Origin of the sequence: Mycobacterium sp. RTGN6 (assembly GCF_033804605.1) — a bacterium.
Classification (GTDB): Bacteria; Actinomycetota; Actinomycetes; order Mycobacteriales; family Mycobacteriaceae; genus Mycobacterium.
On the sequence record NZ_JAPZKZ010000003.1, the window covers coordinates 343,892 to 368,661 of the forward strand.

At 64.9% G+C, this 24,770-nt stretch carries 27 protein-coding genes; 13 read left to right on the forward strand and 14 right to left on the reverse strand.

Annotated features, from left to right (window positions below; genetic code table 11):
* Positions 1 to 151: 151 nt before the first annotated feature.
* Entirely contained in the window at positions 152 to 391 is a 240-nt protein-coding gene (locus SLQ33_RS09695) for a hypothetical protein (RefSeq protein ID WP_319453604.1), read from the reverse strand.
* An 85-nt stretch (positions 392 to 476) separates the two neighbouring features.
* On the opposite strand from SLQ33_RS09695, the gene SLQ33_RS09700 reads away from it, so the two are divergent.
* A complete protein-coding gene (locus tag SLQ33_RS09700; protein ID WP_319453605.1) occupies positions 477 to 1,157 on the forward strand; it encodes a helix-turn-helix domain-containing protein in 681 nt (226 codons plus the stop codon).
* Here SLQ33_RS09700 and SLQ33_RS09705 read toward each other — a convergent pair.
* Positions 1,143 to 1,619, reverse strand: a complete 477-nt coding sequence (locus tag SLQ33_RS09705) for a helix-turn-helix domain-containing protein (RefSeq protein ID WP_319453606.1) — start codon at positions 1,617 to 1,619, stop codon at positions 1,143 to 1,145. The genes SLQ33_RS09700 and SLQ33_RS09705 overlap by 15 nt on opposite strands.
* A 103-nt stretch (positions 1,620 to 1,722) precedes the next feature.
* On the opposite strand from SLQ33_RS09705, the gene SLQ33_RS09710 reads away from it, so the two are divergent.
* The 4 genes from SLQ33_RS09710 to SLQ33_RS09725 all read left to right on the forward strand — a co-directional run bounded on the left by SLQ33_RS09710 (position 1,723) and on the right by SLQ33_RS09725 (position 4,161).
* A complete protein-coding gene (locus SLQ33_RS09710; protein ID WP_319453607.1) occupies positions 1,723 to 2,256 on the forward strand; it encodes a carbonic anhydrase in 534 nt (177 codons plus the stop codon).
* The gene (locus SLQ33_RS09715) at positions 2,253 to 3,167 is read left to right on the forward strand and encodes an NAD(P)H-binding protein (RefSeq protein ID WP_319453608.1); all 915 of its coding nucleotides are present in this window, start codon (positions 2,253 to 2,255) and stop codon (positions 3,165 to 3,167) included. Before SLQ33_RS09710 ends, SLQ33_RS09715 begins: the two co-directional genes overlap by 4 nt.
* Positions 3,168 to 3,211: 44 nt before the next feature.
* Positions 3,212 to 3,631, forward strand: coding sequence for a pyridoxamine 5'-phosphate oxidase family protein (locus SLQ33_RS09720; RefSeq protein ID WP_319453609.1), 420 nt, complete (start codon positions 3,212 to 3,214; stop codon positions 3,629 to 3,631).
* A gap of 164 nt (positions 3,632 to 3,795) precedes the next feature.
* Positions 3,796 to 4,161 carry a hypothetical protein gene (locus tag SLQ33_RS09725; RefSeq protein ID WP_319453610.1) on the forward strand — a complete coding sequence of 122 codons (366 nt, stop codon included), beginning with the start codon at positions 3,796 to 3,798 and terminating at the stop codon, positions 4,159 to 4,161.
* A gap of 648 nt (positions 4,162 to 4,809) precedes the next feature.
* On the opposite strand, the gene SLQ33_RS09730 is transcribed toward SLQ33_RS09725, so the two are convergent.
* Positions 4,810 to 5,994 (reverse strand): hypothetical protein, encoded by a 1,185-nt coding sequence (locus SLQ33_RS09730; protein ID WP_319453611.1) that lies wholly within the window; start codon positions 5,992 to 5,994, stop codon positions 4,810 to 4,812.
* A 557-nt stretch (positions 5,995 to 6,551) separates the two neighbouring features.
* Here SLQ33_RS09730 and SLQ33_RS09740 point away from each other — a divergent pair.
* From SLQ33_RS09740 to SLQ33_RS09755, 4 genes are all read left to right on the forward strand, one after another.
* Positions 6,552 to 7,076, forward strand: coding sequence for a Uma2 family endonuclease (locus SLQ33_RS09740; protein WP_319453612.1), 525 nt, complete (start codon positions 6,552 to 6,554; stop codon positions 7,074 to 7,076).
* 77 nt (positions 7,077 to 7,153) lie between these two features.
* Positions 7,154 to 8,821: an SWIM zinc finger family protein gene (locus SLQ33_RS09745; protein WP_319453613.1), complete on the forward strand. Its 1,668-nt coding sequence runs from the start codon at positions 7,154 to 7,156 to the stop codon at positions 8,819 to 8,821.
* Between the two features lie 202 nt (positions 8,822 to 9,023).
* Positions 9,024 to 9,989, forward strand: a complete 966-nt coding sequence (locus SLQ33_RS09750) for a hypothetical protein (protein WP_319453614.1) — start codon at positions 9,024 to 9,026, stop codon at positions 9,987 to 9,989.
* A gap of 64 nt (positions 9,990 to 10,053) precedes the next feature.
* A complete protein-coding gene (locus SLQ33_RS09755) occupies positions 10,054 to 11,301 on the forward strand; it encodes an HNH endonuclease signature motif containing protein (protein WP_319453615.1) in 1,248 nt (415 codons plus the stop codon).
* Positions 11,302 to 11,364: 63 nt separating this feature from the next.
* Here SLQ33_RS09755 and SLQ33_RS09760 read toward each other — a convergent pair whose 3' ends face one another.
* The 6 genes from SLQ33_RS09760 to SLQ33_RS09785 form a co-directional block, all read right to left on the reverse strand.
* Positions 11,365 to 12,639 carry a type II toxin-antitoxin system HipA family toxin gene (locus SLQ33_RS09760; protein WP_319453616.1) on the reverse strand — a complete coding sequence of 425 codons (1,275 nt, stop codon included), beginning with the start codon at positions 12,637 to 12,639 and terminating at the stop codon, positions 11,365 to 11,367.
* Positions 12,629 to 12,880, reverse strand: coding sequence for a helix-turn-helix transcriptional regulator (locus tag SLQ33_RS09765; protein WP_319453617.1), 252 nt, complete (start codon positions 12,878 to 12,880; stop codon positions 12,629 to 12,631). Before SLQ33_RS09765 ends, SLQ33_RS09760 begins: the two co-directional genes overlap by 11 nt.
* A gap of 176 nt (positions 12,881 to 13,056) precedes the next feature.
* Complete coding sequence (locus tag SLQ33_RS09770; RefSeq protein ID WP_319453618.1) at positions 13,057 to 13,479, reverse strand: nitroreductase family deazaflavin-dependent oxidoreductase; 423 nt, start codon at positions 13,477 to 13,479, stop codon at positions 13,057 to 13,059.
* A 64-nt stretch (positions 13,480 to 13,543) separates the two neighbouring features.
* Positions 13,544 to 14,908, reverse strand: a complete 1,365-nt coding sequence (locus SLQ33_RS09775; RefSeq protein WP_319453619.1) for a flavin monoamine oxidase family protein — start codon at positions 14,906 to 14,908, stop codon at positions 13,544 to 13,546.
* Between the two features lie 85 nt (positions 14,909 to 14,993).
* Positions 14,994 to 15,632 (reverse strand): RES family NAD+ phosphorylase, encoded by a 639-nt coding sequence (locus SLQ33_RS09780; protein WP_319453620.1) that lies wholly within the window; start codon positions 15,630 to 15,632, stop codon positions 14,994 to 14,996.
* Positions 15,625 to 16,140: a hypothetical protein gene (locus SLQ33_RS09785; RefSeq protein ID WP_319453621.1), complete on the reverse strand. Its 516-nt coding sequence runs from the start codon at positions 16,138 to 16,140 to the stop codon at positions 15,625 to 15,627. Before SLQ33_RS09785 ends, SLQ33_RS09780 begins: the two co-directional genes overlap by 8 nt.
* A gap of 209 nt (positions 16,141 to 16,349) precedes the next feature.
* Between SLQ33_RS09785 and SLQ33_RS09790 the strand changes: the two genes are divergently transcribed.
* From SLQ33_RS09790 to SLQ33_RS09805, 4 genes are all read left to right on the forward strand, one after another.
* Positions 16,350 to 17,339, forward strand: coding sequence for a hypothetical protein (locus SLQ33_RS09790; RefSeq protein ID WP_319453622.1), 990 nt, complete (start codon positions 16,350 to 16,352; stop codon positions 17,337 to 17,339).
* Between the two features lie 43 nt (positions 17,340 to 17,382).
* A complete protein-coding gene (locus SLQ33_RS09795) occupies positions 17,383 to 17,628 on the forward strand; it encodes a type II toxin-antitoxin system VapB family antitoxin (protein ID WP_319453623.1) in 246 nt (81 codons plus the stop codon).
* The gene (locus tag SLQ33_RS09800) at positions 17,625 to 18,023 is read left to right on the forward strand and encodes a type II toxin-antitoxin system VapC family toxin (protein ID WP_319453624.1); all 399 of its coding nucleotides are present in this window, start codon (positions 17,625 to 17,627) and stop codon (positions 18,021 to 18,023) included. Before SLQ33_RS09795 ends, SLQ33_RS09800 begins: the two co-directional genes overlap by 4 nt.
* Before the next feature lie 197 nt (positions 18,024 to 18,220).
* Positions 18,221 to 18,838 carry a DUF1942 domain-containing protein gene (locus SLQ33_RS09805; RefSeq protein ID WP_319453625.1) on the forward strand — a complete coding sequence of 206 codons (618 nt, stop codon included), beginning with the start codon at positions 18,221 to 18,223 and terminating at the stop codon, positions 18,836 to 18,838.
* 34 nt (positions 18,839 to 18,872) lie between these two features.
* Here the strand turns inward: SLQ33_RS09805 and SLQ33_RS09810 are convergent, their stop codons facing one another.
* The 5 genes from SLQ33_RS09810 to SLQ33_RS09830 all read right to left on the reverse strand — a co-directional run bounded on the left by SLQ33_RS09810 (position 18,873) and on the right by SLQ33_RS09830 (position 24,619).
* A complete protein-coding gene (locus SLQ33_RS09810; protein ID WP_319453626.1) occupies positions 18,873 to 19,886 on the reverse strand; it encodes a TIGR03617 family F420-dependent LLM class oxidoreductase in 1,014 nt (337 codons plus the stop codon).
* A gap of 34 nt (positions 19,887 to 19,920) precedes the next feature.
* On the reverse strand, positions 19,921 to 22,776 hold the full coding sequence (locus tag SLQ33_RS09815; RefSeq protein ID WP_319453627.1) for an MMPL family transporter: 2,856 nt from the start codon (positions 22,774 to 22,776) through the stop codon (positions 19,921 to 19,923).
* Entirely contained in the window at positions 22,773 to 23,219 is a 447-nt protein-coding gene (locus tag SLQ33_RS09820) for an MmpS family transport accessory protein (RefSeq protein WP_319453628.1), read from the reverse strand. The genes SLQ33_RS09815 and SLQ33_RS09820 overlap by 4 nt, the downstream gene beginning before the upstream one ends.
* 140 nt (positions 23,220 to 23,359) lie before the next feature.
* Positions 23,360 to 23,953, reverse strand: coding sequence for a TetR/AcrR family transcriptional regulator (locus SLQ33_RS09825; RefSeq protein WP_319453629.1), 594 nt, complete (start codon positions 23,951 to 23,953; stop codon positions 23,360 to 23,362).
* Positions 23,954 to 24,058: 105 nt separating this feature from the next.
* Positions 24,059 to 24,619 carry a VOC family protein gene (locus tag SLQ33_RS09830; protein ID WP_319453835.1) on the reverse strand — a complete coding sequence of 187 codons (561 nt, stop codon included), beginning with the start codon at positions 24,617 to 24,619 and terminating at the stop codon, positions 24,059 to 24,061.
* Between the last annotated feature and the right edge of the window lie 151 nt (positions 24,620 to 24,770).

The window sequence follows — 24,770 nt, forward strand, 5'->3', positions numbered from 1 at the left end:
TCTGGCGTACGACGCGCGTCGAGGACGCAAGTGCTTCCACAGCCTATGGGACTGGACTGGTGAGCGACGCAGATGACGTCGAAGGCCTCTATGTGAATCACCCGAGTGACCCCGAAATCGCCACCGTCACGGGGCGCCAGCCGGAACGGACTCAGAGTCGATACATCTCCCGGGCCATCGCCGCAGACTCGAAGACGTTATCCCGTTTGGGCGGGTAGCGGTGTTCCGCCCGTGAGGGCTCACTTCTGGCTGTGATCGATTCTGCCGCAATGGGTTTGATACGCGGCTGCATCAGGTAGCGCAGCAATTCGGTGATTCGGCGGGGTCCGCCGTGGGCGATGAGGGCCATCGCGGTACCTCCTGGCGAGTAGGTGTCGTTCGGAGCGTGCATGGAAAACGTAACATAAGATTTAGAAGTACGCACTATAAAAGTTAAGTTCGCACTATTTTCTTGCAGTGATGGGTACCATGGGGTCATGTCGCGACGGAACTACAGCCAGTTCTGCGGCCTCGCTCACGCACTCGACGTGGTCGGGGAGCGGTGGACGCTGCTGATCGTGAGGGAGTTGGCTACTGGGCCGAAGCGGTACATGCAGCTCGCCGACACGCTGGCAGGCATCGGGACGAGCTTGTTGGCGACCCGGATGCGGCAACTGGAGTCCGACGGCATCGTTCAGCGTCGCTTGGCGCTCGATCAGCCAAGTTCCACCGTGCTCTACGAACTCACCGACGCGGGCCGCGAGCTCGCCGAAGCGCTAATCCCATTGGGCGTGTGGGGTGCGCGTCATCAGATGGACGACGCCGACGTCGATCGCGAGGCCTTCCGCGCGGAGTGGGCCCTGGGTTTCCTCGTCGCCGGCAGCGATGCCGCGTCGACCGACATCGACGCCATGTACGAGTTCCACGTCGACGACAGCGTGGCCAACCTCCACGTCCGCAACGGACGGATGTCGGTGCGGACCGGTCCCAGTGCGACGCCCGCCGACGTCGTCGTCCGAACCACCCGCAAGGTCGTCGCGGCCATCGCGGGACAGCGCACCACCATCACCGAAGCGATCGCGGCCGGTGAGCTCGACGCCGAGGGCGACCCGGCCGCGGCAGCGCAACTCGCCGCGATCGTCGACGAGCGAATCTTCAGCCGGCTAGCCCGATCGTGACACCTGAATCTCGATGTCGCCCGCGCGGGCCGGTGACTTGCCGCTGCCCGCAGTGACGTGAACGGCGACGGGCCGTCCCGTCTTCGCGTCGAGGAACGAAAGTGGTGGGCGCCCGTCCTGCAGATGCTTGTCGCCCCACTGCACCAGCGACATGAACACCGGCAGCAGATCCTCGCCCGCCTCGGTCAGGCGGTACTCGTCGCGGGCGCGCTGGCCGGGCTCGCGGTACGGGACCCGCGTAACGATCCCCGCCGCCTCTAGCTGCTTGAGCGCGCGCGACACCGCGGGTGCCGAACTCTCAGTTCTCGTGACGAAGTCGTCGAAACGCACGGTGCCGAAGAACAATTCGCGAACCGTTTGAAATGCAATCTTGGTGCTCAGCACCTCGAGCGTGCGCGTCATCGAGCAGGCGTCGCCGATGTCCCACTGCGACCGGTCGCGCAACTCGGGCTCGAACTCCATCGTCGACTCCATTCTGAATAACGCTTGCATTAGTCAGCGTAGCATGCTTGCATGGGGATGACTAACGAGATCGTTAGTCAGATGTCAGCCGGAAGGAAACGACATGGCCGTGGTCGACACCCTCGCCGAACGCAACGACGACTTCGCCCGAACCCGGTTCATCCCGGGACTCCCGATGCTGCCCCGGCTGCGGACGCTCGTGGTGGGCTGCGTCGACCCGCGCGTCGATCCTGCGCACGTACTCGGTCTCGAAACCGGCGACGCCGCCGTCATCCGCAACGTGGGCGGTCGCGTCACCCCCGACGTGGTCGCCGAACTTGCCTTGCTGGGCCGGCTCGCCCGATCCCTGGTCGGCTCCGCCGCTCCCGTCATCGACCTAATCGTCATGCAGCACACCGACTGTGGCATCACGCGCCTGCAAGATCCGCCAGACATGCTGGCCGCCTACTTCCGCGTCGACCCCACGGACCTCGCCGACAAGCACGTCGCCGACGCGCGCGCGGCCGTCGCATCCGACATCGCCGTCCTGCAGAGCGCTCCGCAGCTCGCCGCCGCGTTCCGGGTCACCGGCGTCGTCTACGACGTCGACTCCGGCCGTATCGACATCGTCCACTCCGAAGTGAAGGAACCAGCATGAGTACTGAAGATCTCTACCTCATCACCGCGGCCACCGGAAAGACCGGCGCCAATGCCGTGCGGGAACTGCGCCAGGACGGCCGGCGGGTGCGGGCGCTCGTCCACACCCACGATGCCCGCGCCAACGCGCTAGCAGACCTGGGCGCCGAGCTCGTCACCGGCGACCTGCTCGACTTCGCTTCGGTGAGTTCGGCATTGGCCGGCGTCACCGCGGCCTACTTCTGCTATCCCATCGTCCCCGGGCTCCTGGACGCCACCGCCATCTTCGCCCAGGCGGCCACCGAGGCCGACGTGACGGCCGTCGTCAACATGTCCCAGATCAGCGCGCGCCGCGACGCGAAAAGCCATGCCGCACAGAATCACTGGCTCAGCGAGCGACTGTTGGATCGCTCGGCGTTCGCCACCGCGCACCTGCGACCCACGTTCTTCGCCGAATGGCTGGCCTGGCAGTGGTCACGCGACGACGACGGCGGAGTGTTCCGGCTGCCCTTCGCCGACGGCCGGCACGCCCCCATCGCGGCGGTCGATCAGGCCCGCGTGATCTCCGCCATCCTGCGCAATCCCACGCCGCACGACCGACAGATCTATCCGCTCTACGGCCCGACCGAACTCGACTATGACGGCATCGCCGCGAAGGTCGCGACGGTGCTCGGCTTCCCGGTCCGCTACGAACCCGTCGACATCGACACGCTCGCCGACGTGCTCCGCATGGAAGGCCACGACGACTACTTCGTTCAGCACATCACCAACGTGGCACAGGACTACCGCGACGGCATCTTCGCCGGAACCAACAACCTCGTCGACGTGATCACCGGAACTCCAGCGCTGACCGTGGAGCAGTTCGCCGCAGCCAACCGCGACGCCTTCACGACCGCCGGCCAGGCACCGGCGTGGGCGAAGGTGCGTGCGTAGCCCGACCCGGGAATGTGAGCCGCGCCGCTCGGGTTGGCACGGTCATGTTGAAGATGAGTAACGAGGACCGCGAACGCTTCCTGGCCGACCTGCACGTCGGCGTGATCGCAATCGAACGGCCCGATCGTGCGCCGTTGGCCGTACCGATCTGGTACGCCTACGAGCCGGGTGGCGAGCTGTCCATCTTCACCAGCGAGGGGACCCTGAAGGACAAGCTGATCCGCGCGGCCGGGCGATTCTCCTTCACCGCCCAGGACGAGGCGCCGCCCTACAAGTACGTCACCGTTGAAGGTGACGTGACGTCCGTCGGGCCCGCAGACGAGACCGACTACCGCGCGCTCGCCGTCCGCTATCTCGGCGATGAAGCAGGCAATCAGTTCACCGATCAGACGTACTCGCCGTCGTCGATCGTCATCCGGATGCGCCCCAAGAAGTGGTTGAGCGTCGACTATTCGGACGAGTGACGATCGGCCGTCAGGTCAGCACTGAGGTCGGCACTCCTGCCGATCCCCGACACCACATCGTCAGGATCGAGGCGAGCAACACCGCGGGCATCCACCGACTTCGCGACCGAGGCTGTCGCCGTCGTCGGTATGGTTGATCATGAGCCTCGTCTGAACGGAGACGCATGACGATCATCCGGGTTGAATTCGCCCCCGAGTTCATGTTCGGTGATGATGTCGTGTTGTTGGCCCTGGACGGCGCCGGGACCGCTACCTTCGCCGCCGCGCTGAGGACGGCAGAGCGGCAAGGGGCATCGCAACTACAGGTCGGTGAAGTCACTCACGAGTTCGTCATCGAACCGGGCGAAGCCGATGTCGACTTGGACGGCACTCGTGTCGTGTGGCGACTTGACTCCGCCAAAGCTGTTGAGATCATCGGAAACCTCGACATCCTGAGCAGTAGCGACCAACCGGGCCATCAGTACGTGGACATTTCCAAGCCTGCGGACACGCTTGTTCTCTCACGCGACGAATACGTCCGGAAGTCGTGAGTGCTGACCGGCGTCGCGATAGACGACGAGTGCGCTATCGGTCCCTGAGCGCCGAGATCAACGCTTTGTAAGTAGCATCGCCCGTCTTCAGAACTTCTGGCTGCAGTCTGGGTAGAGCTTCAGCGGTGACAAAAGTGTTGTGTTCCACCAGCACGCCGCGCTGACCCTCTTCGTGACCGCGAGCCACAGAGCTCGCGGGTCGCTGTGCAAGGTAGGCGGTGTACCGAGCCCACACGCGCTTCCCGCGCAATGCGAACTCGCCGCTGGCGAGTGCCGCTGTGGCATCTAGGCCGGGTGGTACGAACAGCGGGTGAGTGCTTATGTTGTGGGCGCCCACGGCGTTTAAGGTGCATGCGATGTCGGCGTGCACAACTTCGCGTGACAGCAGCCCTGTGAAGGCGAACAAGTTGATGACCTCACATCCATCCCAAGATGGATCACCCGCGTTGCGGTGCAATGTGATTCGTGTGGGTGCTTGGTCCGCGTCAATGCGTCCAAGTGCCCAGCCGGGCGGCGGAGCCGGCAAAGCCTTCAGCCATCCCGGCAGTTGCTGGCCATTGAGCAGCGTCAGATCCGGGACACGCGTGCGGACGACGTCTACGAGCGACGGCACTGCCCGCGCACCTGTATTGCCAACCATTCGAAGGGTCAGTTCTGCACAAACAACATGGTTAGTAGTGCGAGGAGGCCCCCACCGGCCACGATCCCAGTGCTCGTCGCGCCTGCGCCTGCCAGGTCGCCCGGATTGGGTGCTGGGATGTCAAAGTGCGGGAAAAAGTCGATGGGTCCAGGGCTTGGTAGAGGTGCGGGGGTTGGCATCTCGGCGCCTGGGAAGGGGGCAAGGAGGGGGTTGTGTGGCGGGCCGGTCACACCAGGGACTGCGGGAGCATCCTGCAGCCACGGTGGCAGGCCTGTGACGATCGGATTGCCTTTGACGGGAGGGAGGTCGCCGATCGGAACATTCTCCCAAGGCGCGTTTGGTGTGTTGTGGGGATTGAAGTCCCAATGGGGGTTGTGGTACTTGTCGCCCGGGAAGTATCGCCACTCGCCACCGTCCTTATCCCACAGACTCTGGCCGCCTTTGCCTGCCTCGCTGGGGCGACTGGCCGGCCCCTGTGTCGGGTCGCCTGGGATAGGCGGACGAACACCCTCTGGTGGCAGGCCCCGGGCCGGTGGCTGCGGGTCTGACGGCGGCTGATCGCCGGCGTCCGGGCCGGGTCCTTCCTTCCAGATATGGTTGTCGACGAGTTGAATTCCGTTGTGGGCGTTGGTCGGTGGTGAGTCGCCGGCTGGAGCGTCGAGGGCGAGGGTGTCGAGACCTGCAGTGGCCGCCTCGAGTTTGGCGGCGTATTGGTTGTCCAGGGCTAAAAGCTGCCCGGCGCACGACCGGATGGTTTCGGCATGTTCTTCGGCTCCGGCTTGGCGGGCCGCATATGCGCTGCTGCCCCAGGGACTTCGGCTGGTGTCAGTGACCGACAAGTCCTCGTTGACCTCGAACCCCTCGCCGCGGGCCGCGGCGAGGGCTGCGAGGGTCTTGGCGTGCAGCCCTTCAAGCTGGTCGGCGCCGAACGTGGCGACCCCGGCGGCGTCGCGCAGCTGGTGCGACGCCCCGCGGGCGATCATTGTGGCTTTGTCGGTGCTGTCTTGGGCGGCCTCGGCGCCGCTGCCGGTCCACTCGGTCCCGCCGGGGCGCAGCACGTCGCGGGCTACTTGGTTGAAGGACTGCTCCCACAAGTCCGCAGTAGCGCTCCAGCGAGGCGCCGCCGCAGTCAGTGGCGCGGTGGTGAAACTCGCGATCCACGACAGGGTGGGTAGCGCGTCGATGAGCGCCAAACGAGATCACCGTGGTGGCGAGATCGCCGGCGGACTCGCTGTCCTGGCGTTCGTAGGAGCTGGCCGCCGCAGTGAACGTTGCGGCCGCGGCCGACGTCCAGGCCGCCAATGCTGCACCGGCCGCGGCGATGCGTCCCTCGCACGTGTCTACCGCCGTCGCGCTTGCCTGGTGACAGGTTGTGGTACTGGCCGGCGCGGTGGTGCTACTCAGTTTGGCGGCCAAAGTTTCGCAGGTACCCGTCAGCGCGCGAAGGCCCTCGGTGGTGACCCGCAAGTCGCTGCCCATCCTGGCTCGCCTTCTCTTCAAGCTTTAGTCCGCTGCGCACAGTGCCGAACGCACCACCCGGCAAATTCTACGTGGATCGTCAGGGGTAGCGGCTCACCGAAAATGAGCCGTTGGTCCAAGCAACCATGCAAGCCGCCTGCGGTTGCAGGGACAAGCTTTTGTAGCCCGTCAACAGATGATGACGCCGCAAGAAGGGAAGTCACCCGGCGGGGGTGCGATCGCCGTTGCGCGTAGTCTGCACCTATTCGAGTCCTTGGCGAGAGGAGGCGGGGTGGTGTCCGACCTTGCACACTTGCCGCGCGGATTGCTGAGCCTGGAGCAGTGGGATGCGCTTGAACTCGACCCGATGCGACGGTGGGAACTCCTTGAGGGGACACTCGTCATCTCGCCTCGCCCCGACCTTTGGCATCAGCGCATTTCCAGAAGGCTCACCCGCCTCCTAGATGATCACCTGCCGGACGGGCTAGAGGCGCTTCCCGAGATCGAAGTGATTACGCGAGCCTCGTTCCCGCCGAGTGTGCGGGACCCTGACATCGTCGTGGTTGCAGATCGCGTGTTCGAGCGACGCCCCGCCCGGGTCACAGCGGCGGACGTCGTGCTCGTCGTGGAGATCGTCTCGCCGGGCTCGCGCGGAACCGATCACGTGATGAAGCTGCATGAGTACGCGAAGGCGGGCATCGCAAACTATTGGATCGTCGATCCCGACGCACCGGCTGATGAGCGGTTCTCGCGTACCGTCTCGACGCTGGAACCTATCGACGGGTCGCGGCGCTCGAAGGGAACTGGGTTCGTGTGAACGAGCCGACAACGTTGGAGTTCGCGCTGGACGTGTTGACGGGTCACTAGTTCTCGTGAATCCGGCACCATGGTGATGTGCCGCTCTCCGAAACGACGCTGCTCACAGTGGCCGGTGATCTGGTTTACGCCCGGGGCGAAGACTACGTCCGCTATGTCCGAGGGCTCCGCACGACCGACTTCAAGGCCTACGCGTCGATCCAGGCCAAGAACGTCTACACCGTGGAGCTCGACTGGTCCGGTCCGCTACCCGACGGGTACTGCACCTGCCCGCACCACGCCGACGGCAACTTCTGCAAGCATCTGGTCGCGACCGGACTCGCCGCGATCGACACCGGGCGGGTCGCGGTCGACGACACAGCCAGCGGTTCGGCCGAGGCAGCGCTGGAAGCGGCGGTGCAGGCGATGGATGTCGATCAGCTGCGTGAACTGGTCATAACGCTTGCGCAGCGCGACGACGGGGTGCGCCGCCTGCTGGAGATTCGTGCCACGACGGCGGCGGGTGACGACGCGCATGCCAAAGCCGAGTTGGAGACCTACGTGCGAAACGCGTTGGCGTTCCGTGGCTTTGTCGACTACCGACGTTCGTTTGAGGTCGCGGAAGCGGCCAGTGAAATGCTCGACGAGCTCGAAAACCACCTGAACAGTGGGGCCGCCGAACTCGTCCGGCCAGCGTTGCTGCGCGCAGTGACCCGGCTGCGCAAGATGCTCGAGCAGGTTGACGACTCGTCGGGTTCGATCGGTGATCAATGCCAGCGCGCCGCCGACCTCTACGCGCACGCCTGCCGACTGGGTGAGCCCGACCCCGTCAAACTCGCGACGTGGCTGGTGAAATTCCGCGCTGACTCACCGGGGTGGCCGCACCTGGTCTTGGCGGACTTCGTGGACGCTTTCGACGAGAAGGCACTGGGGACCTACCGCCGCGCGGTGGCGGCGCTGGACCGGAAGCTCGCAGACAGTAATCAATTTGGGCGATTCGAAGTCGACGCGATGCTGTTGGAGCTCGCCGATCACGACGGCGACGTCGACCGGGCCGTCCACTTGCTCAATGAGCGGGAACACCCGCAGTACGGGGCGATCGTCGACCGGTTGCGGGCAGCCGGCCGCACCGGCGAGGCGGTGGCATGGATCGATCGCGCAGTGGCCGAGGGACGAATCAGCAGCCACGGTGGTGGCAACGAATTTTGGCTGAGCCCAGACGACGTCGCCCGGACGTACCAGGGACTGGGCCGCATCGACGATGCGGTCGGCGTCCTCCGTGCCGACTTCGTCCGGCAGCCGTCGGTGGGCGCCTACCGTGTCCTGCTCGATTTCGCGGCCGGCGTCGACCGCGTTGATACCGAACGCACCTGGGCCTTCGACCACGCCCGAGAACTGGCGGCCTCCGACCGCTTCGCCGCCGGCGCGGTCCTGGTACAGCTCCATATGAGCGACGACGATATCGATGCCGCTTGGCTGGCCGCCGACGAGTACGGTTCGGGCTGGGCGTGGCGGGAGTTGGCCGTCCGAGGGGCCGAAGCTAGGCCCGTTGACGCCGCAGACCTGTACCGGCCGGAGCTGGAGAAGGATCTGCGGTATCCCAACAGCAAGCTCTATTCCGATATCGCCGCGAGATTGGCAACCATGGCCGAACTCTATGAACGAGGCGGTCGCAGCGCCGATTTCGCGTCGTTCATCGCGCAGATCCGCCAGGACTACGGCAGGCGACCATCGCTCATGAAGGCGCTGGACGCGAAGCGGCTCTGAACGGCGCGCGGCGTTGTCACTGCCCGTGAGTAGCGTCCGCGGTATGAGTAACGGACGACGAGCACACAGGGCCAAACAGGTCCGACGTGACGAGCGGCGGGCGAAGAAGCGCAAGGGGGATACCTCCGCCGACACGACGCTCACCGACGCAATACGCAGAGCTCTTAATGTGCATCCACTCAGTCTGCTCAGTGTGGCCAGCATGGTGATCAACGTGGGGAAACCTGGCAGGCTCCGCGATGAGACCTTTCTGGACAACGTCCTAACCGGCTTGATCGGTGTGCGGGATCGGGAGACGACGGCGCTACTGGCCGTCGTCGCCGAACTTCTCGTCGACCATCCAGCAGAACAACTCCGATGCCAACGCGAACTGGCTGAGCGAGACAAGCATCTGCCGCGATGGATCACTGCTCTACGGCGGGTCGACGTCTACCGCGCGGTGCGCAGAACACATGTGCTCGGTGATGTTGACGAACTCGTGGTCGGCATGCGACTCGACGGTGGGCATGAGCTGACCGTCGCGGTCCAGATCGACCACAACGTGTGGTCGAGCGTTGCCGGTGCCGGCGCGGTACCGGATCCGATCGACGAGGCCCTTGCGCGGGTGGCCGAATCCAGCAGCGACACCGACGTTTTCGAAATGAGCCTGGCCGATGCGCGGGTGTGGATCGAGGATGCACTCAACAAGCCGACATTCGCACCCGATACCGATACATGGCCGCTCTACAAGGCACTGGTTCAGTGGCTGGTAGGTCGGCTACCCGAAGGTGGTGAACACCGCTCACCGGTGGGGGAGTCGGAGTCGAATGAGGAGCTTTGCGACAGGTTCTTCGCGACCAGTTCCGCGGCGCCATTCACCGACTCCGGCCATCGGGAGTTGCTGCTGGAGCTCTTCGAGACTGGTACCGGTGACCCATTGCGATGGAGCGCGGCGCGCGTCGAACAGGCGATCGGTGGCACGCCCTACAGCGAGGACAGTATTCCGTTGGAGGTCGCGCTGGACGCCCCCGATCTACTTCGCGCGTTCATCCCATACGCTCACGCGCAGAGCGGGATTCGCGACGAACTGACGGCACGAACGCTCGCGATGGTCGACGTGCTGAGGTCGAGTTACAAGCGAGAGGTTCTGAGGCACGCCAAGTACTGGGGTCTCGACGACGCGGTCTAGCGATGTACCGCCGTGGCGATCCGCAGGACCAAGATTTGTCGTACCCCTCTGCGATGATCACTTCATGTCCTTGACCGCTTCGTCTGGCGCCACGGCGGTGCTTCCGAAAGAGCGTCTTGAGGAGTTGTTCGGGGAGTTGTCGGAGTTGGCCGGTCAGCGCAACGCGATTGATGGGCGCATCGTGGAGATCGTCGCCGAGATGGATCGCGACGAGCTGTGCGGCATGACCGGCGCGCGGTCCGTGGCGGCGTTGGTGGCCTGGAAGCTGGGCTCGTCATCGGGAAACGCCCACACGATCGCCACGGTGGCACACCGGCTGGCGGAGTTTCCGCGCTGCGCCCAAGGCATGCGGGAGGGTCGACTGTCGCTGGATCAGGTCGGCGCCATCGCCGCGCGGGCCGGCGAGGGATCTGATGAGCACTACGCGGAGCTGGCTGGGGTCGCGACGGTCAATCAGCTGCGCACCGCGGTCAAGCTCGAACCGCGACCCGAACCCGATCGGCCCGAACCGGAGCCCTCGATCACCAAGACCTCCGACGAGGAGTACACCTGCTGGCGGATCAAACTTCCGCACGTGGACGCGGCGAAGTTCGATGCGGCACTGGCGTCTCATCGTGATGCGCTGGTCGCCGAGTGGAAGCGCGATCACGGCGACCGCGACCGCGCGTCAGATATCGCGCCGCCGTTGCCGGGCACTGTCGAGGCGTTCATGCGCCTGGTAGACGACGGGTGGGACGCCGAGGCGGCCCGCCGGCCGCACGGGCATCACACCACTGTGGTGGTGCACGTCGACGTTGAGCAGCGCGCCGCGGCACTGCATCTAGGTCCGCTGCTCTCGGAGGCCGAACGCCAATACCTGACCTGTGATGCGACCTGTGAGGTGTGGTTCGAACGTGACGGCCAGGTCATCGGCGCCGGCCGATCGACCCGCCAGATCAACCGGCGGCTTCGTCGCGCGCTGGAGCACCGCCATCCCACGTGTGCGGTTCCGGGTTGTGGAGCCACCCGCGGTCTACACGCGCATCACATCCGGCATTGGGAGGACGGCGGCCCCACCGAGTTGTTCAACCTTGTGCTGGTGTGCCCCTATCACCACCGGCTGCACCATCGAGGCGCAATCACCATCACCGGACCCGCAGACCGTCTCATCGTCACCGACAGTGACGGCCAACCGCTCAGTGCTGGGTCGCTCGCGCGCCCGCCGAACCTTCCCCCGCCCGCGGTGGCACCTTGCCCCGGGCCCACCGGCGAGCGCGCCGACTGGTGGTGGTACCAACCATTCCAGCCGCAGCCGCCACCGACAAGCAACTAGGTTGGTTGCCGGGGCCGGTCGTTTCCGGCACGATGCCGAAGCTCAAACATGCTGGGGCATCGGTCATGTGTTGCGGCGCGTTGCTGGCCACGACCGCCTCGTCCACAGGTTCTCGAGATTGGCCTTCACCTGTTCGGCGCCGGATGGCAGCGGGACTTGGCCGACGGCTGCGTGTATCCGTTCCATAGACGCCTCCACAGCGGCGCGTGCGCGACGCTCGGAGGTGCCCCACGACGCGGCCTCACCGACGAGGTCCTCGACGTCGACCAAGTCAACGGACGTCTTCCCATTGATGACGTGGCCGGTGCCCTTGTATCGAGAATCAAGGTAGAACGTCGGGGCAGCGTCGTAAATCGGTGCGAGAGCGACGCTTCCGTCACGATCGATCATCAGCGAGTAGTTCTTGGAGTGTGCGTCTCCGTTGCCGATGACGACGTTGAACGTCACTGCTTCCAGCAGTGCGGTGCGAAACGCGTCTGGATCGCGCGCTCTGGCTGCGGCTGCGCGGGCGATCCGCTTGAGCCGGGATCCGTGCCGATCGGATTCGGCGGTACTTTCGTACTTCGCTTGCGGGTCAAGCCCGAGTGCCTGGCAAAAGTCCTCCTGGTGAAACCGCTGACCGGCCGCGGTGCGGTCATAGCGGGTGACGACGATCGCCTCGCGCAGCTCGAACTTCGCGAGTCGCGTTTCAGCTGCCGAGATGTCGGCCTGCCGGGCGACTCGTAACGCCCAGTCCTCGGTTTGGATGAGCTGTGGCAACGCGCCAGTGAGTGGCTCCGGCTTGACGATGTGTGTCGACGGCGCGCCCGCTTCAGGCCATCCCCAGCCGCCGTTGGGCAGCGCCACCAACAGCGCCTTGTCTTGAATGCCGGCCAGCGACGCCTGAGGCGTCGCGCCCTCGGGCAGGTGATAGGTCGGTAGATCGGCGATCAACGCGGCGACTTCTCTGTCGCTGAGCCTGCGCACATGTCCGGTCCCGGGTACGACTCCCTCGGGCAGAATCTGAACGGCGCCCGCGCATTCCGCGCCTACCCGCTCGAGTAAGCCCATCGTGTCGGTGACCGGTAAACGGGCCTGGCTGGCGATGTGCTGGCGTACATTCCCTTCCGGCAGAAGGCCTTCGACGAACGCCGACACTGGGTAGCCCGAAGGCCTTGCCCTCGCGTCGCTCACGGGCCGCTTGGACATGGGCAATGCCAACGAGAGCACGCGGCTACCTTCGCCGAAGACGTCAAGCGCGTCATCGGTGAAATCGAGCCGCAACCTAAATGGGCTCGGCTCACTGAGGTGTGCGACCTGGACGCCGTGCAGCCACACCGCCAGCCTCCTAGTCGCCATCGAGTACCGCCACGCGAGCGAATTTCGGCGCCACCGCGATGGCGTAGCCGCACTCGGATAGTGCACGCAGCGCGGTGTCGACGCTGACTGCTTGCCCGCGTTCAAGCCGCGAGACCGTCATCCGAGTCACGCCGAGCCGATCGGCAAGTTCGTCCTGTTGGAGGCCCTTCTCCAGTCGGGCGCGGCGGAGCTGTTCACCGAACTCGGCGGTGTCGTAGACCAACGCGGCGACATGATTCATATATTGATCATACGCTGCCAAGCGGTCAATGCTCTATATTTTGATCATTGGTGCGTTTCCACCTGATGATTTAAATATTGAGCATCGGCCCACCCACCTGCTTTGGAGACGGTGCTGCCGTCACCGGTTGGAGTCAGCGGGGAGTGGAACGGGGGCGAGCGGCGTACTGCGCGTAGCTACTCGAGTACGAAGACCGGGATCAACCGATCGGTCTTGGTCTGATACTCCGCATAGGGCGGGTAGGCCGCAACGGCCAGCTTCCACCAGTGATCACGCTCGTCGCCGCTGACTTCGCGCGCCGTCAGCGTGTCCACCTTGTCGCCGTCCTGCGCCGTCACCGTGGGATTGGCCTTGACGTTGAAGTACCACGACGGGTGCTCGGGGTCGCCGCCCTTCGATGCCACCATGGCGTAGTGGCCGTTCTCCTCGACGCGCATCAGCGGCACGTAGCGCTGCTTGCCGGACTTCGCTCCGGTGGTGGTGAACAGGACGATCGGTCGATCGAGCACCTCGACCCCGTCCGTGGTCCCGTTCTTCAAGATCGCTTCGGTCTGCTCGCGCACCCAATCGGTGGGGCTCAACTCGGCATGTTCGGTCACGAGACACGCAACGCGGTTGCCGGCGCGGCTATTCCGAGGGTGGGTTCAAACGGCCCGACCGACGTCAGGCGACCGTCATCGCTTCGCGTTCCATCACCTCGGTCGCGGCTCGCTCGCCGGAGCGGACGGCTCCATCGATGAACCCGTACATGACAGCTGAGGTTTCGGTCCCGGCCCAGTGGATGCGGCCGCATGGTTCCCGCAGGGCGGGGCCGAATTCGGTGAGCACGCCTGGCGGGGTGTGGGAGATCATCCCGCCACCGGAGTAGCGCTCGATCGCCCAGTTCTGCTCGACGTAGTCAACCGGTGTCAGTGCTTTGTCGCCGAACCTCTCGGCGACGGCGTCGAGCACTACCTTCTTGCGCTCGTCTTCGGTGAGCTTCCCTATCTGGCGCGCGACGGGCCCCTCGGTGATGACGGTCAGCATTCCGGGGTTTCCGGTGTCCGTGCAGGAATCGATGGTCAGGTTCGCCGGTGACCCCGGTGCGAACGACTGGCCCGACAGGCCATCGGCTCGCCAGAACGGCTCGTCGTACACCAGCGCGATCTTGAACACCGCACCGAGCGGCATCCGCTGGTGCAGAAATGATCGATCAACGGGAAGCATTGGCTCGTAGATGATTTGGCTGGCGATGGCGATCGGCACCGCCACCACAACGCGGCGGGCGCGCACCACCATGTCGTCGGAGCGCACCGTGACCCCGTCGGCGTCCTGGGCGATGCTGCGGACCGGCTGCGACAGATGGATCGCATCGCCGAGCTCGGCGGTGACCGCCCGGTGGATGGCACCCATGCCGCCGACCGGCCGGGCATCTTCAGCGGCGTCCTTGACGCCAAGCACGAAGCTCGGCCCGCCCGACGACGCCATTTGATACAGCACGAACAGCAGCGAGACCTCCGAGGCGGCCGACGTGTACAGACCGGAGATGGAGGATTCCAGGAGTTCGTGGGCGGGCTTGGACAGCGTGTTGCGGTCCAGCCACGCCCCCCAGCTGAGCTGATCCCACTTCTTCGCCTTGGGTGCTTCCCACGGGGCGTCGATGGGAATCGACTTGCACATCTGCGTCAGCTCGAGAAAGACCGCGCCGATGTTGGCGACCGCCCACGGGCTCATCGACAACGGAATGGTGCCCTTGTAGCGGTACTTCTTGCCGTCGACGAACATCATCGCGTCGCCGTCGACGTACTGCTTGTAGCTCGGCACGCCGAACTCGTGCATGAGTCCGTAGATGGCGTCCTGGCCCGGGCCGATCCACGCACCGCCCCGGTCGATCCACACCCCGTCGTCGCGCACTTCGGTGAAGGTGCGGCCGCCGACCCGGTCCCGGGCCTCCAGCAACGCCACCGAGTGGCCAGCCTGTTTCAACCGCAGGGCTGCCGTCAAACCGGCGAATCCCGCACCTACCACGCAGTAGTCCACGTCGGCCATGAGCTTGCCCCCTGTATGAGCCGGGCGCCCCGAGTGGCCCGGTGCATTCGCTAGCTAGTAGACGTACCCGTAATTACCGCGTGTGTCAATAACTCGGGGTTTGTGCGACGACGTCGATGTCCCAGTTGACGGTGAAGCCCTGGTGCAGGGCGAGCTCGGTCAGCACGTCGGTCCGCTCACCGAGGGGCCACGACTCGACGTCGAACCCGTCGCCGCCGAAGAATGCGTAGTTCAGCGACGACTCAGGCGTTGTGCGCGATCGATACACGATGGCATCGATATCGGTCCACCACCGCCTGGCGGCATCGACGAGTCGATGGCAGGTGGCCCAGACATCAGGATGTTGCCCGGTGCTGATCTGGTCGTCCACTTGAAGCACGTCGAGGTTCTTCTCGGTGCGCAGGTCGAGCACCCGCAGGTTGCGGGCGGACACGAGGCGGACAAGGTGGTGAATTCGGTGGTCGGCGGGAATGACGAGTCCCGTCGATCGGTATCGCTCGCGGAAGGCGCCGGCGAGTGTGGCCCCGGCGTAGCGGCTGCGGAAGGCACCCGATTGCGGATCGAAGCGGTAGCGGGGTTCGGGAAAGCCGGTCCAGTCCCAGGCGGCGGGCGGGCTCGCGTCTACCCGCCATGTCTCGCTGCCGGCGGGGATCGATCGACGACGCAGGCCGACGGGTCTGTCGTCGGCGAAGGGGACGAGGTAGCCGGCGGGAAGCTTAGGCACCGAGGGAGGTCAGCATCTGCCACGCGACGTCGGTGGTCTTGGGTCTGCGCAGCGCTTCAGCGATCGAGGTGCGGCCGAGTTCATCGTGTTTGAGGCGCATGATCCGGTCGGCGGCAAGGGGATCCGAGGTGAAGCGTGTCAGCAGATCGAGTATCCGCGGAAGGTCTGGGCGCATTCGACCACCATCGAACTGCCAAGCAGGAAACCAGGTTTGGTTTCCGACAGCACTGCCGACAAGCTTGCCGCGGCTACGAAGCCGGTGCACCGCCTGGGGCGTACGCAACTTCAACAGCGCCTGTACTTCCGGCGTCCGCATCGAACCATCGATGAAGTCCTCGACGAGCGCCGCCCGACGCTGATCGCTCAGCGTGCGCGCTGCGATCCGCTCCAAGGTTCCCTGTGGAGTCGTCGGGGCGGTGAGCAACGCATCGAGGACCTTGGCGAATCGCGTGTCGCTCTGCGCCCGAACGGCCACCTGCTGAGCAAGCGGGGCAACGGCGGTCGTCATCCTCATAGCCTACGCCCGGCCAGATGATCGAAACAATCGAAACAGGCGGCCGCTGGGGATAGCGCTCACTCGACGCGCCTTCACTCGAAGGTTATCCACAGCCGACGTCCGCGCCAACCCATCCGAGCCTCAACCTGTCGGACGGACGACCGACACTCGCCTCAAATCGACGCACGAGCCGAGAGCGCGTCATCGGAGAACGGGGAGACATGGGGAACAGGGCGAACTTCGTCATCGTCAAGGACGAGGACTGGCAGCTGTATTACTCGCACTGGGGAGGCTGCCGCATACTCGACGCATTGATCGGCGGGCCGGAACTCGCGCTTCGGTACGCCGCCTCGCTGCGGCGATGCGAGAAGAACGAGTGGTGCGCCCCGACGTGGGCAGACGGCGGCGCGGTGGTCGATCTCGACCGTCGCCGGGTGTTGTTCTTCGGCGAGTCGTTGATGTTCGACATGAACGAGCGGCGCGCCCTCGTGGATGTGCTCGCCACAGTGTGGACCGGTTACGAGATCTGCTGGGCGTACGACGGAACCGAAGAATTGGCGGGATATGTGGGCAGCCAACTGCGGCCCGATACCTGGGACAGGCAGCCAATTCTCAAGCTCGCCCGCGGCCGAAACCACCTGTGCCACCTCATCTCCGTGGTCGACGCCGACGGCCAGTTGCGGTTCTGGCCGCTGTGGTGGCATCTGAGCAAGGCCTGGCATGGGCCGGCGCTCCTGGACAAACTGCCCGGCCCGGGTATCCGCCGGATCAGGCTCGGCAAGATCCCCGAAGGCGGAGCTCACATCGACGTGCGCCGAAAGACGGTGGGGGCCTGGCAAACCGCCGACACAATGGGCTTCTTTCACGCGCTGCCCGAGCTGTGGCCGGGGTGGCAGACCGAGGTCTGGGATGATCGGTTCGAGGAACACGTCAGCCGATGCGACGGCGCTCTGCGCGTCCCCGAACTGGACGTGGTGGCGGGCATCGACAGCGCCGAGGCGTGGATCCGCAAGCGGGTGTTCGAGAGCTTTGAAGACAGCCCGGCTGGACACATCGCGAAACTCGCGGGGATGCTGGCGCCCGTCGCACCCGGCTTCGTAGTCAGTCCCGATGCCCTGGGCGACTGCGGCGTTCGCCCAACCGAGGCCGAGTGGGCTCGCTTCCTCAGTGCCTGCGACCTGGTGCGATCCGCCGATGCGCGCTCCGCGTAGCCGCGTTGGTCAGTGGTACCATTCGACAGGTAGAAAGGTACCAATGGCGCTGAACATCAAAGACGACTCGGTCCATGAGGCAGTCAAGCGAATCACTCAGATCACCGGAGAATCCCAAGCTCAGGCGGTGGCGACGGCCGTGCGTGAGCGGCTGGCCCGGTTGGAACAGGACGAACTCGCCGCCCGGCTGCTGGCCATAGGTCACAAGAGCGCAAGCCGCATGAGTGCCGACGCCAAGGCGCTCGACCATGGCGCCCTGCTCTACGACGACCGAGGGCTGCCATCGTGATCGTCGATACGTCGGCCGTGATCGCGATCCTCACCGCCGAAGACGACGCGGCGACCTACGCTCACGCGATCGCCGAAGCAAGCGTGCGAAGACTGTCTGCTGCAAGCTATCTCGAGTGCGGGATCGTGCTCGATCACCAGCGAGATCCGGTCGTCAGCAGAAGCCTCGACGAGCTCCTTGCGGAAGCGGAGTTCGTCATCGAGCCGGTGACCGAGCACCAAGCCCGGCTGGCTCGTCAGGCCTACGCAGACTTCGGCGAAGGCAGCGGCCATCCTGCTGCACTGAATTTCGGCGACTGTCTCTCCTATGCGCTGGCGCTCGACATACGCGAGCCGCTGTTATGGAAGGGCGACGATTTCGGGCATACGGGTATTGCGTCGGCGCTCACGCGGTAGACGCCTGTATCCCGTGCTTTTGCGGCGCGTCAACAAATGCTGACGCCTTCAGAACGACAAGTGGTCCGGCCGTGCGCCGTTCGTCGCGTTTGGCGCTCGTGTTGCGCAACGTGCGATTGCGGCATTTCGTGTTTCGACACAGATTCGTCGGGGTAACGTCCGGATGAATCCAGCGTCGACACAGAAACGGAGTAGGGATGAAGATCCAGAGACTTGTGGCATCTGTTGGCGTGGCCGCAGTTGCGATCGGCATGGCGGCCGCCACTGTGGCCCCGGCATCAGCGACTAGCAACATCAAGCCGTACGGTCAGCCAGAGTCGCTGAACGATGTCACCGGCGCCCCGATGATCACGTACACCGTTCATGGGCTAAATCCGAGTTCGGACGCCGTGTTCCACAACGGCCAGCTTTACGAAGCGAACGTGACCTCCGAAGGGGGCGTTGCCATAGCCCCGAACTTCAACGCTCGCGCTGAGAGCGGAGCCAACTACCGCGTCATCGGTGGTGGAATCCCCGGCAAGCTCTACTTCGACGTCGTCGGCGACATCCCCAACAGCGTCGTATACAACGACGGCGGGCAGGATCTTTTGGCGTGGATCTCGACGAGCCCAATCGCCACTGGCGCCCCGGACGTCGCAGGGGAGACCAGCGAGATCGTCGGCGGTGGAGCGGCTGAGGGCGGTGGAGCCACTGACGGCGGCGGAGTAATCGGCGGCGACGACGTTGCCCCCGCCGTCGAGGCCCCCGGGCCGATGGGGGTCAGCCCCTACGAGACTCCCGAGCAGCACGCGGCGCACGGAGGCGGCGCCCACTAGGCGGTAGATCCAGATCCATCGGCCGGAGGCGCAGCTAGGCCGAAATGCGTTGCGCGACGGCGCCGTATCGTTCGAATCGCTCAGCATCGGCCAGGGCGTTGTAGAGCACGATGCGCGTCGCAATTGCGCCGTACTTCTCAATCAGCGTGTCGGCCAAGCCGTCCCAAGTCGACTCCGTCGCAAACGTGGCGATGTGCTCGTCGGTGATCTGCGCCGCCATTCCCTTGAAGTCACCGGCCTTCTGCTTCTCGCGGATACGGGCGGTCGTACCCTCGAACCCGGCCTGGTCCCAGATGAACGCGTAGTTGGGCGTGCTTCCGTAGAAACTCATGCTGGCTCGCACCAGCTCACGCTCGTTATGGCGTTCTTCATCGCTGTCGCCGACGATCGTCATGACCGGCACGATCACTGCGAGGTCAGACGGTGAGCGTCCCGACTTCGCCGCGCCCTCGGCGATACTGGGTATGACGTGACGCCCGAGATAGCCGGGCTCGCCGAGCGGATGGACGTGCACGCCATCGGCCACCTCGCCCGCCATCCGCAGCATCCACGGATTCACCGCGGCCACATCGACTTTGGGATCGTGCGCGTCGATAGGCCCCGCGCTCCACTGGGGCGTGATGAAGTCCAGGTTGTAGAACTCGCCGTGGTGATCGAGCGTCCCCGATCGAAACGCCGTGAAACACGCCTTCACCGCCAGCACGTAATCACGCAGCCGCGGACCCGGACGCTCGAACGCCGCGCCGTAGCGCCGAACCACATGGGTGCGCACCTGCGTGCCAAGCCCCAGCCGGAACTTCCCGCCGGTCGCCTCCTGCAATTCCCACGCCGCCGCCGCCGTCACGAACGGACTGCGCGGGAACGCAACCGCGACGCCGGTCAAGAGTTCGAGACCTGGCGCCGCCTGCGATGCCACGGCGGCGTTCAGATACGCGGTCCGGCCGGTCTCGGTGAACAGCAGACCGTCGAAGCCTGCCGCTTGCGTCCGCCGCGCGAGATCGCCGACCTTGTCCAACGGCTGCGGAACCGTCATCACGTCGACGTGCACGGTGGAACAGTACGCCGAGGCTCCCCGCTCGCGCTTAGAAGAGCGACAGTTGCGCGTCTTCGCCGAACTTCTTGGGTACCGGCCGCTGACGCACGTTCAGCGGCCACCAGAACCACCGCCCGAGCAATGCGGCGATGGACGGCGTCATGAACGATCGCACGATCAGCGTGTCGAACAGCAGCCCGAGCGCGATCGTGGTTCCGATCTGGCCGAGCACCCGCAGGTCACTGATGATGAACGACGCCATGGTGAACGCGAACACCAGTCCGGCTGCGGTCACCACCGAGCCACTGCCCGCCATCGAACGGATGATGCCGGTGTTCAGTCCGGCGTGGAACTCCTCTTTGAACCGGGAGACCAACAGTAGGTTGTAGTCCGACCCGACGGCCAGTAGCAGGATGAGGGCCAACGGTAGTACCACCCAGTACAGCGGCACACCAAAGATGTACTGCCACACCAGCACCGACACGCCGAACGAGGCACCCAACGAAATTGCCACGGTGCCCACGATGACGAGCGCGGCGATGAGGCTTCGCGTGATGAACATCATGATCAGCAGGATGAGGCTCAGCGACGCGATGCCGGCAATGAGCAGGTCGTAGCGCGCCATCTCGCTAATGTCCTTGTAGGTGGCCGCGGTTCCGCCGATGTAAATTTTCGACCCGGCCAGCGGCGTGCCCTTCACGGCCTCCTGAGCTGCTTGCCTCATCTCCTCGATGTGCGAAATACCCTCGGGCGTAGCTGGATCCACGTCGTGCGTGATGATCATCCGCGCGGCCTTGCCGTCCGGCGACAGGAACAGTTTCAGCCCGCGCTGGAACTCGGGGTTGGTGAACGCCTCCGGTGGCAGGTAGAACGAGTCGTCGGTCTTCGACGCGTCATAGGCGTGACCCAAGGCAGTGGAGTTCTCCAGCGCCGCCGCCGATTGGTCGTAGAGGCCCGACTGCGTGGCGTAGTTCGTCATCGTGAGATCGCGGTTGGTCTCCTGAGTGGCGATCTGCGGCGGAATCAGCGCAAGCAACTTCGGTTGCAGTGCGTCCAGCTTGGTGATGCTCGCCGAGACATTGGCCAATTGGTCGGACAGTTCGCCGACGCCATCGAGGGCGTCGAACAGCGATCTGAACGTCGCGCAGATGGGAATGTCGAAACAGTGTGGCTCCCAATAGAAGTAGGCGCGGAGCGGCCGGAAGAAGTCGTCGATGTTGGCGAGCTTGTCGCGTAGGTCCTGGGCCGTGGCGACGGTCTGCTGGAATGCCACCGTCTGCTCGTGCGTCACCGCGCTGGACTGTTGTTGCAGCGCGTACTGACTCCGGAGCGTGTCGATCGACTTGTTGATCTCGCCCACCTGCGTGAGCAAGTCGGCAGCGCGATCCTGCTGGAACGGCAGGTTGTTGATCTGGGCGGCGCTCTGCGCGCTGATCTGGAACGGGATCGACGTGTGATCAAGGGGCGTGCCCAGTGGCCGCGTGATCGACTGCACCTGCGCGATGCCGTCGGTATGGAAGACGGCCTTCGCGACGCGCTCCAACAGGATCATGTCGGTGGGATTGCGTAGATCGTGGTCGGTTTCGATCATCAGCAGCTCGGGATTCAGCCGCGCCCTTGAGAAGTGGCGCTCCGCCGCGGCGTAGCCCACATTGGACGGGGCGCTGCCCGGCATGTACCTGCTGACGTCGTAACTCGTCTTGTACCCGGACAGCGAGACAATCCCGATGAAGGCGAGCGCCAGCGTGGCGATCAGAATCGGCCCGGGCCACCGCACGATCGCCGTCCCGATCCGCCGCCAGCCACGCTTGGCCGTCTTGCGCCTGGGGTCCAGCAGGCCGAACCGACTGCCGATCACCAGCACGGCCGGTGCCAACGTCAGCGAGGCGAGCAGCGCGACGAGCATGCCGATTGCGGCGGGAATCCCGAGGCTCTGGAAGTACGGCAGGCGGGTGAAGTACAGGCAAGAGACGGCGCCGACGATGGTCAGCCCCGAACCGAGGATCACGTGCGAGGTTCCGCTGTACGCGTCGTAGAAGGCGGCCTCTCGGTCGTCGCCGTCGTTGCGTCTCTCCTGATAGCGGCCGAGCAGGAAGATCACGTAGTCGGTACCGGCAGCGATGACCAACAGCGTGAGGATGTTCGTCGAATACGTCGACAGGCCAATCACTCCGACGTTCGCCAGGAACGCGACGATCCCCCGGGCTGCCGCCATCTCGAGGAGCACCGTGAAGAGCGCCAGAATCACGGTGATCGGCGACCGATAGACGATGAGCAACATGAGGGCGATGACGCCGACGGTCAACATGGTGACCAAGTCGGTGCTCTTGTTGCCCACCTCGAACTGATCGGCGATCTGGGGGGCCGCTCCGGTGACGTAGGCATGGATACCCGGTGGGGGCGGCGTCTTGGCGATGATCTCGCGCAGCGCGTCGACCGACTCCAGCGACAAGGCCTCGCCCTGGTTGCCCGCGAGGAACACCTGGACGTACGCGGCCTTCCCGTCGGAGCTCTGCGAGCCCGCGGCGGTGAGCGGGTCGCCCCAGAAGTCCTGCACGTGCTGAACGTGCTTGGTGTCGTCCTCGAACCGCTTGACCAGCTCGTCGTAGTACTTGTGCGCATCGGCACCGAGCGCCTGGTCGCCCTCCAGCACCACCATCGCGGCACTGTCGGTGTCGAATTCGTGGAACACCTTGCCGATGCGCTGAAAGGCCTGCAGCGACGGCGAATCGGGAGAACTCAACGCTACGTTGTGTTCTTCACCGACCTTCTCCAGCTGGGGGACCAGCACGTTCGTGAGAGCGGCGACGGCAACCCAGAAGATCACGATCGGCACGCAGAGCCGACGAATCCACTTCGCGACCGTGTCGGTGGTCGACTGACGTTCGGCGAGGTGGTTGCTCATCCGGACTTGTCCAGGCAGAAGGTGAAGGCGTTCAACGTGTTGACCGTTCTCTCGTCCTTGACAACGTCGTCGATCTTGATCCGGCAGCCGATGGAGTCGCTATTGCCTTGTGCGGCAACGTTGACGAACACCGCCGGCTGGGTGGTGGTGGCGTCGTAGGCCCAGGGCAGCGCGGCATCGTCGGCGCGCTGCGGCTGGGCGTTCACGTCGAGGTAGGTGATCGTCGCTACCGCGCCCGGCGGGCCGAAGACCTCCAGCACGACGTGCTTCGGGTTGAACGGAACGATCTCATTGTCGCTCCCGCTGGGGGTGGACACGACGTCGTGGGAGCCGAAGATGCCGTTGAGGCGGTACACCGTGAATCCGGCGACCGCGACCACCAGCACCGCCACCAGTAGCATCCACCGTCGAGCGAGTAGGCGCCCGGGGGAAAACCGCTGCATCCGTGACCCTTTCGACGTAGCGGTGACAACTACTACCGACCGTACGATATCTGCTCGGTGGATATCAACCAAGTTGACGGTACGGTACGGGACCGGACCGCGCAATCCATACGGATGTGGGCTGGATTACTCCTCCGCCGTCACGCACGGTGGCGGGTGAGGCTGGGGATGATCACGTCGTCGACCAGGTCTTGGACGGTACGGCGAGACGGCGCACGGCTGGTTAGGACCGAGCGGTAGACGAGGTAGCCGGACAGTACGTCCCAGAGGTCTTCGGTGATGGCGGAGGCGTCGATCTCGCCGCGGTCCACGGCCCTGGCGAGGACGTCTACGATCAGTGCTTTTCGCTGGTCGAAGAACTGTTCCTGCATGATGGCTTCGAGCTCGGCGCTGCGGGAAGTCTCGACGAGCACCGCGCGGATGGTGCTGGCATGCGTGCTGACATGAGCGCAGACCGATTCCCCGATCCGCAGTAGATCGCCGCGCAGGGTGCCGGTGTCGGGGTCGACGGCGACCTGCCGCGTGCCCTCCACGAATGCGGCCAAGACGAGTTCGGCCTTGGTCGGCCACCGCCGGTAGAGGGTGGCCTTGCTGGCCCGCGCGGTGGTGGCCACGGCGTCCAGGGTCAGCCGGTCGTATCCGTGTTCCTGGAGCAGCTGCAGCGTCACCGCGAGCAACTCGCACTCCCGCGGCGACCACGGGCAATCCGCGTCGCCGTCGGAACTCCGGATCACGGGAACCTCCCTGGAACGTGGACTGGACCGAATTTGTATCAGGCATTCTGCGCCATGATCCGGGGAAGTTCCCACGAACTGGTAGGAGCGCGCCTACGACGGCTGCTAGACCTGGTCGGGCGGTGGCAGCCTTCGCGTCGCCTGCCGCATCACGCCGGGCACCGAGTTCGCCAAATCCGTTCGGCGCTTGGTGAATCCGCGCAGCGTTCGGTAGAACGACCAGACGTGGCGCGGTGCGGGAATCCTCGGCCCCCACGCCAGTTCCCAGTGAATCCCGTTGATCGGGTCGTCGAAGAAGACGGCGTAGTAGCCGGGCCAGTACTGCGGGTAGTCCTTGGGTTCGTCGGTGACGGGAACGTCGCGCTTGACGAGGAAATCCCGGTGGAACCGGTCGACTTCCTTCTTGGTGCGTGCCCACAAGGCGATGTGATTGATGCCGACGGACTGGTCAGCATGCGTCAGCTTGGTTCCGGTGCGAGCCGGCTGAATTCCGATGTAGCTGTGTGGGTTTAAGTAGCGGGTGAAGTAGTAGATCGACTGGTACTCCAAGTCCAGCGACGAGAAGCTGCTGTACCCGAGCCAGCCGAACATCGCGTCGTAGAACGCGATCGACTCGTCGTAGTCCAGCACTGCGAACTCAACGTGACTGACACCGCGCCAGCGCATCATGCCCCCTTGCATTGACTACTACGCAATGTAGTTCCGAACTCCGTGGATGTGAAGCCCCACACCGCGACCACGCCCTTAGGCCCGTGAGGGTGTAAGCTCGGCATAGTTCGCAAACCCAGCACGTCTGGAATGGCTCAGCTTCTGATGC

Coding starts and splice junctions, on each gene's coding strand:
- SLQ33_RS09710 (WP_319453607.1), top strand. CDS start 1,723: ATGGCCGTGGTCGACACCCTCGCCGAACGCAACGACGACTTCGCCCGA.
- SLQ33_RS09775 (WP_319453619.1), bottom strand. CDS start 14,908: ATGGCCGACGTGGACTACTGCGTGGTAGGTGCGGGATTCGCCGGTTTG.
- SLQ33_RS09820 (WP_319453628.1), bottom strand. CDS start 23,219: ATGCAGCGGTTTTCCCCCGGGCGCCTACTCGCTCGACGGTGGATGCTA.
- SLQ33_RS09715 (WP_319453608.1), top strand. CDS start 2,253: ATGAGTACTGAAGATCTCTACCTCATCACCGCGGCCACCGGAAAGACC.
- SLQ33_RS09755 (WP_319453615.1), top strand. CDS start 10,054: ATGTCCTTGACCGCTTCGTCTGGCGCCACGGCGGTGCTTCCGAAAGAG.
- SLQ33_RS09790 (WP_319453622.1), top strand. CDS start 16,350: ATGGGGAACAGGGCGAACTTCGTCATCGTCAAGGACGAGGACTGGCAG.
- SLQ33_RS09720 (WP_319453609.1), top strand. CDS start 3,212: ATGTTGAAGATGAGTAACGAGGACCGCGAACGCTTCCTGGCCGACCTG.
- SLQ33_RS09815 (WP_319453627.1), bottom strand. CDS start 22,776: ATGAGCAACCACCTCGCCGAACGTCAGTCGACCACCGACACGGTCGCG.
- SLQ33_RS09795 (WP_319453623.1), top strand. CDS start 17,383: ATGGCGCTGAACATCAAAGACGACTCGGTCCATGAGGCAGTCAAGCGA.
- SLQ33_RS09705 (WP_319453606.1), bottom strand. CDS start 1,619: ATGGAGTTCGAGCCCGAGTTGCGCGACCGGTCGCAGTGGGACATCGGC.
- SLQ33_RS09830 (WP_319453835.1), bottom strand. CDS start 24,619: ATGCGCTGGCGCGGTGTCAGTCACGTTGAGTTCGCAGTGCTGGACTAC.
- SLQ33_RS09760 (WP_319453616.1), bottom strand. CDS start 12,639: ATGGCGACTAGGAGGCTGGCGGTGTGGCTGCACGGCGTCCAGGTCGCA.
- SLQ33_RS09700 (WP_319453605.1), top strand. CDS start 477: ATGTCGCGACGGAACTACAGCCAGTTCTGCGGCCTCGCTCACGCACTC.
- SLQ33_RS09765 (WP_319453617.1), bottom strand. CDS start 12,880: ATGAATCATGTCGCCGCGTTGGTCTACGACACCGCCGAGTTCGGTGAA.
- SLQ33_RS09695 (WP_319453604.1), bottom strand. CDS start 391: ATGCACGCTCCGAACGACACCTACTCGCCAGGAGGTACCGCGATGGCC.
- SLQ33_RS09785 (WP_319453621.1), bottom strand. CDS start 16,140: ATGACGACCGCCGTTGCCCCGCTTGCTCAGCAGGTGGCCGTTCGGGCG.
- SLQ33_RS09805 (WP_319453625.1), top strand. CDS start 18,221: ATGAAGATCCAGAGACTTGTGGCATCTGTTGGCGTGGCCGCAGTTGCG.
- SLQ33_RS09750 (WP_319453614.1), top strand. CDS start 9,024: ATGGTGATCAACGTGGGGAAACCTGGCAGGCTCCGCGATGAGACCTTT.
- SLQ33_RS09725 (WP_319453610.1), top strand. CDS start 3,796: ATGACGATCATCCGGGTTGAATTCGCCCCCGAGTTCATGTTCGGTGAT.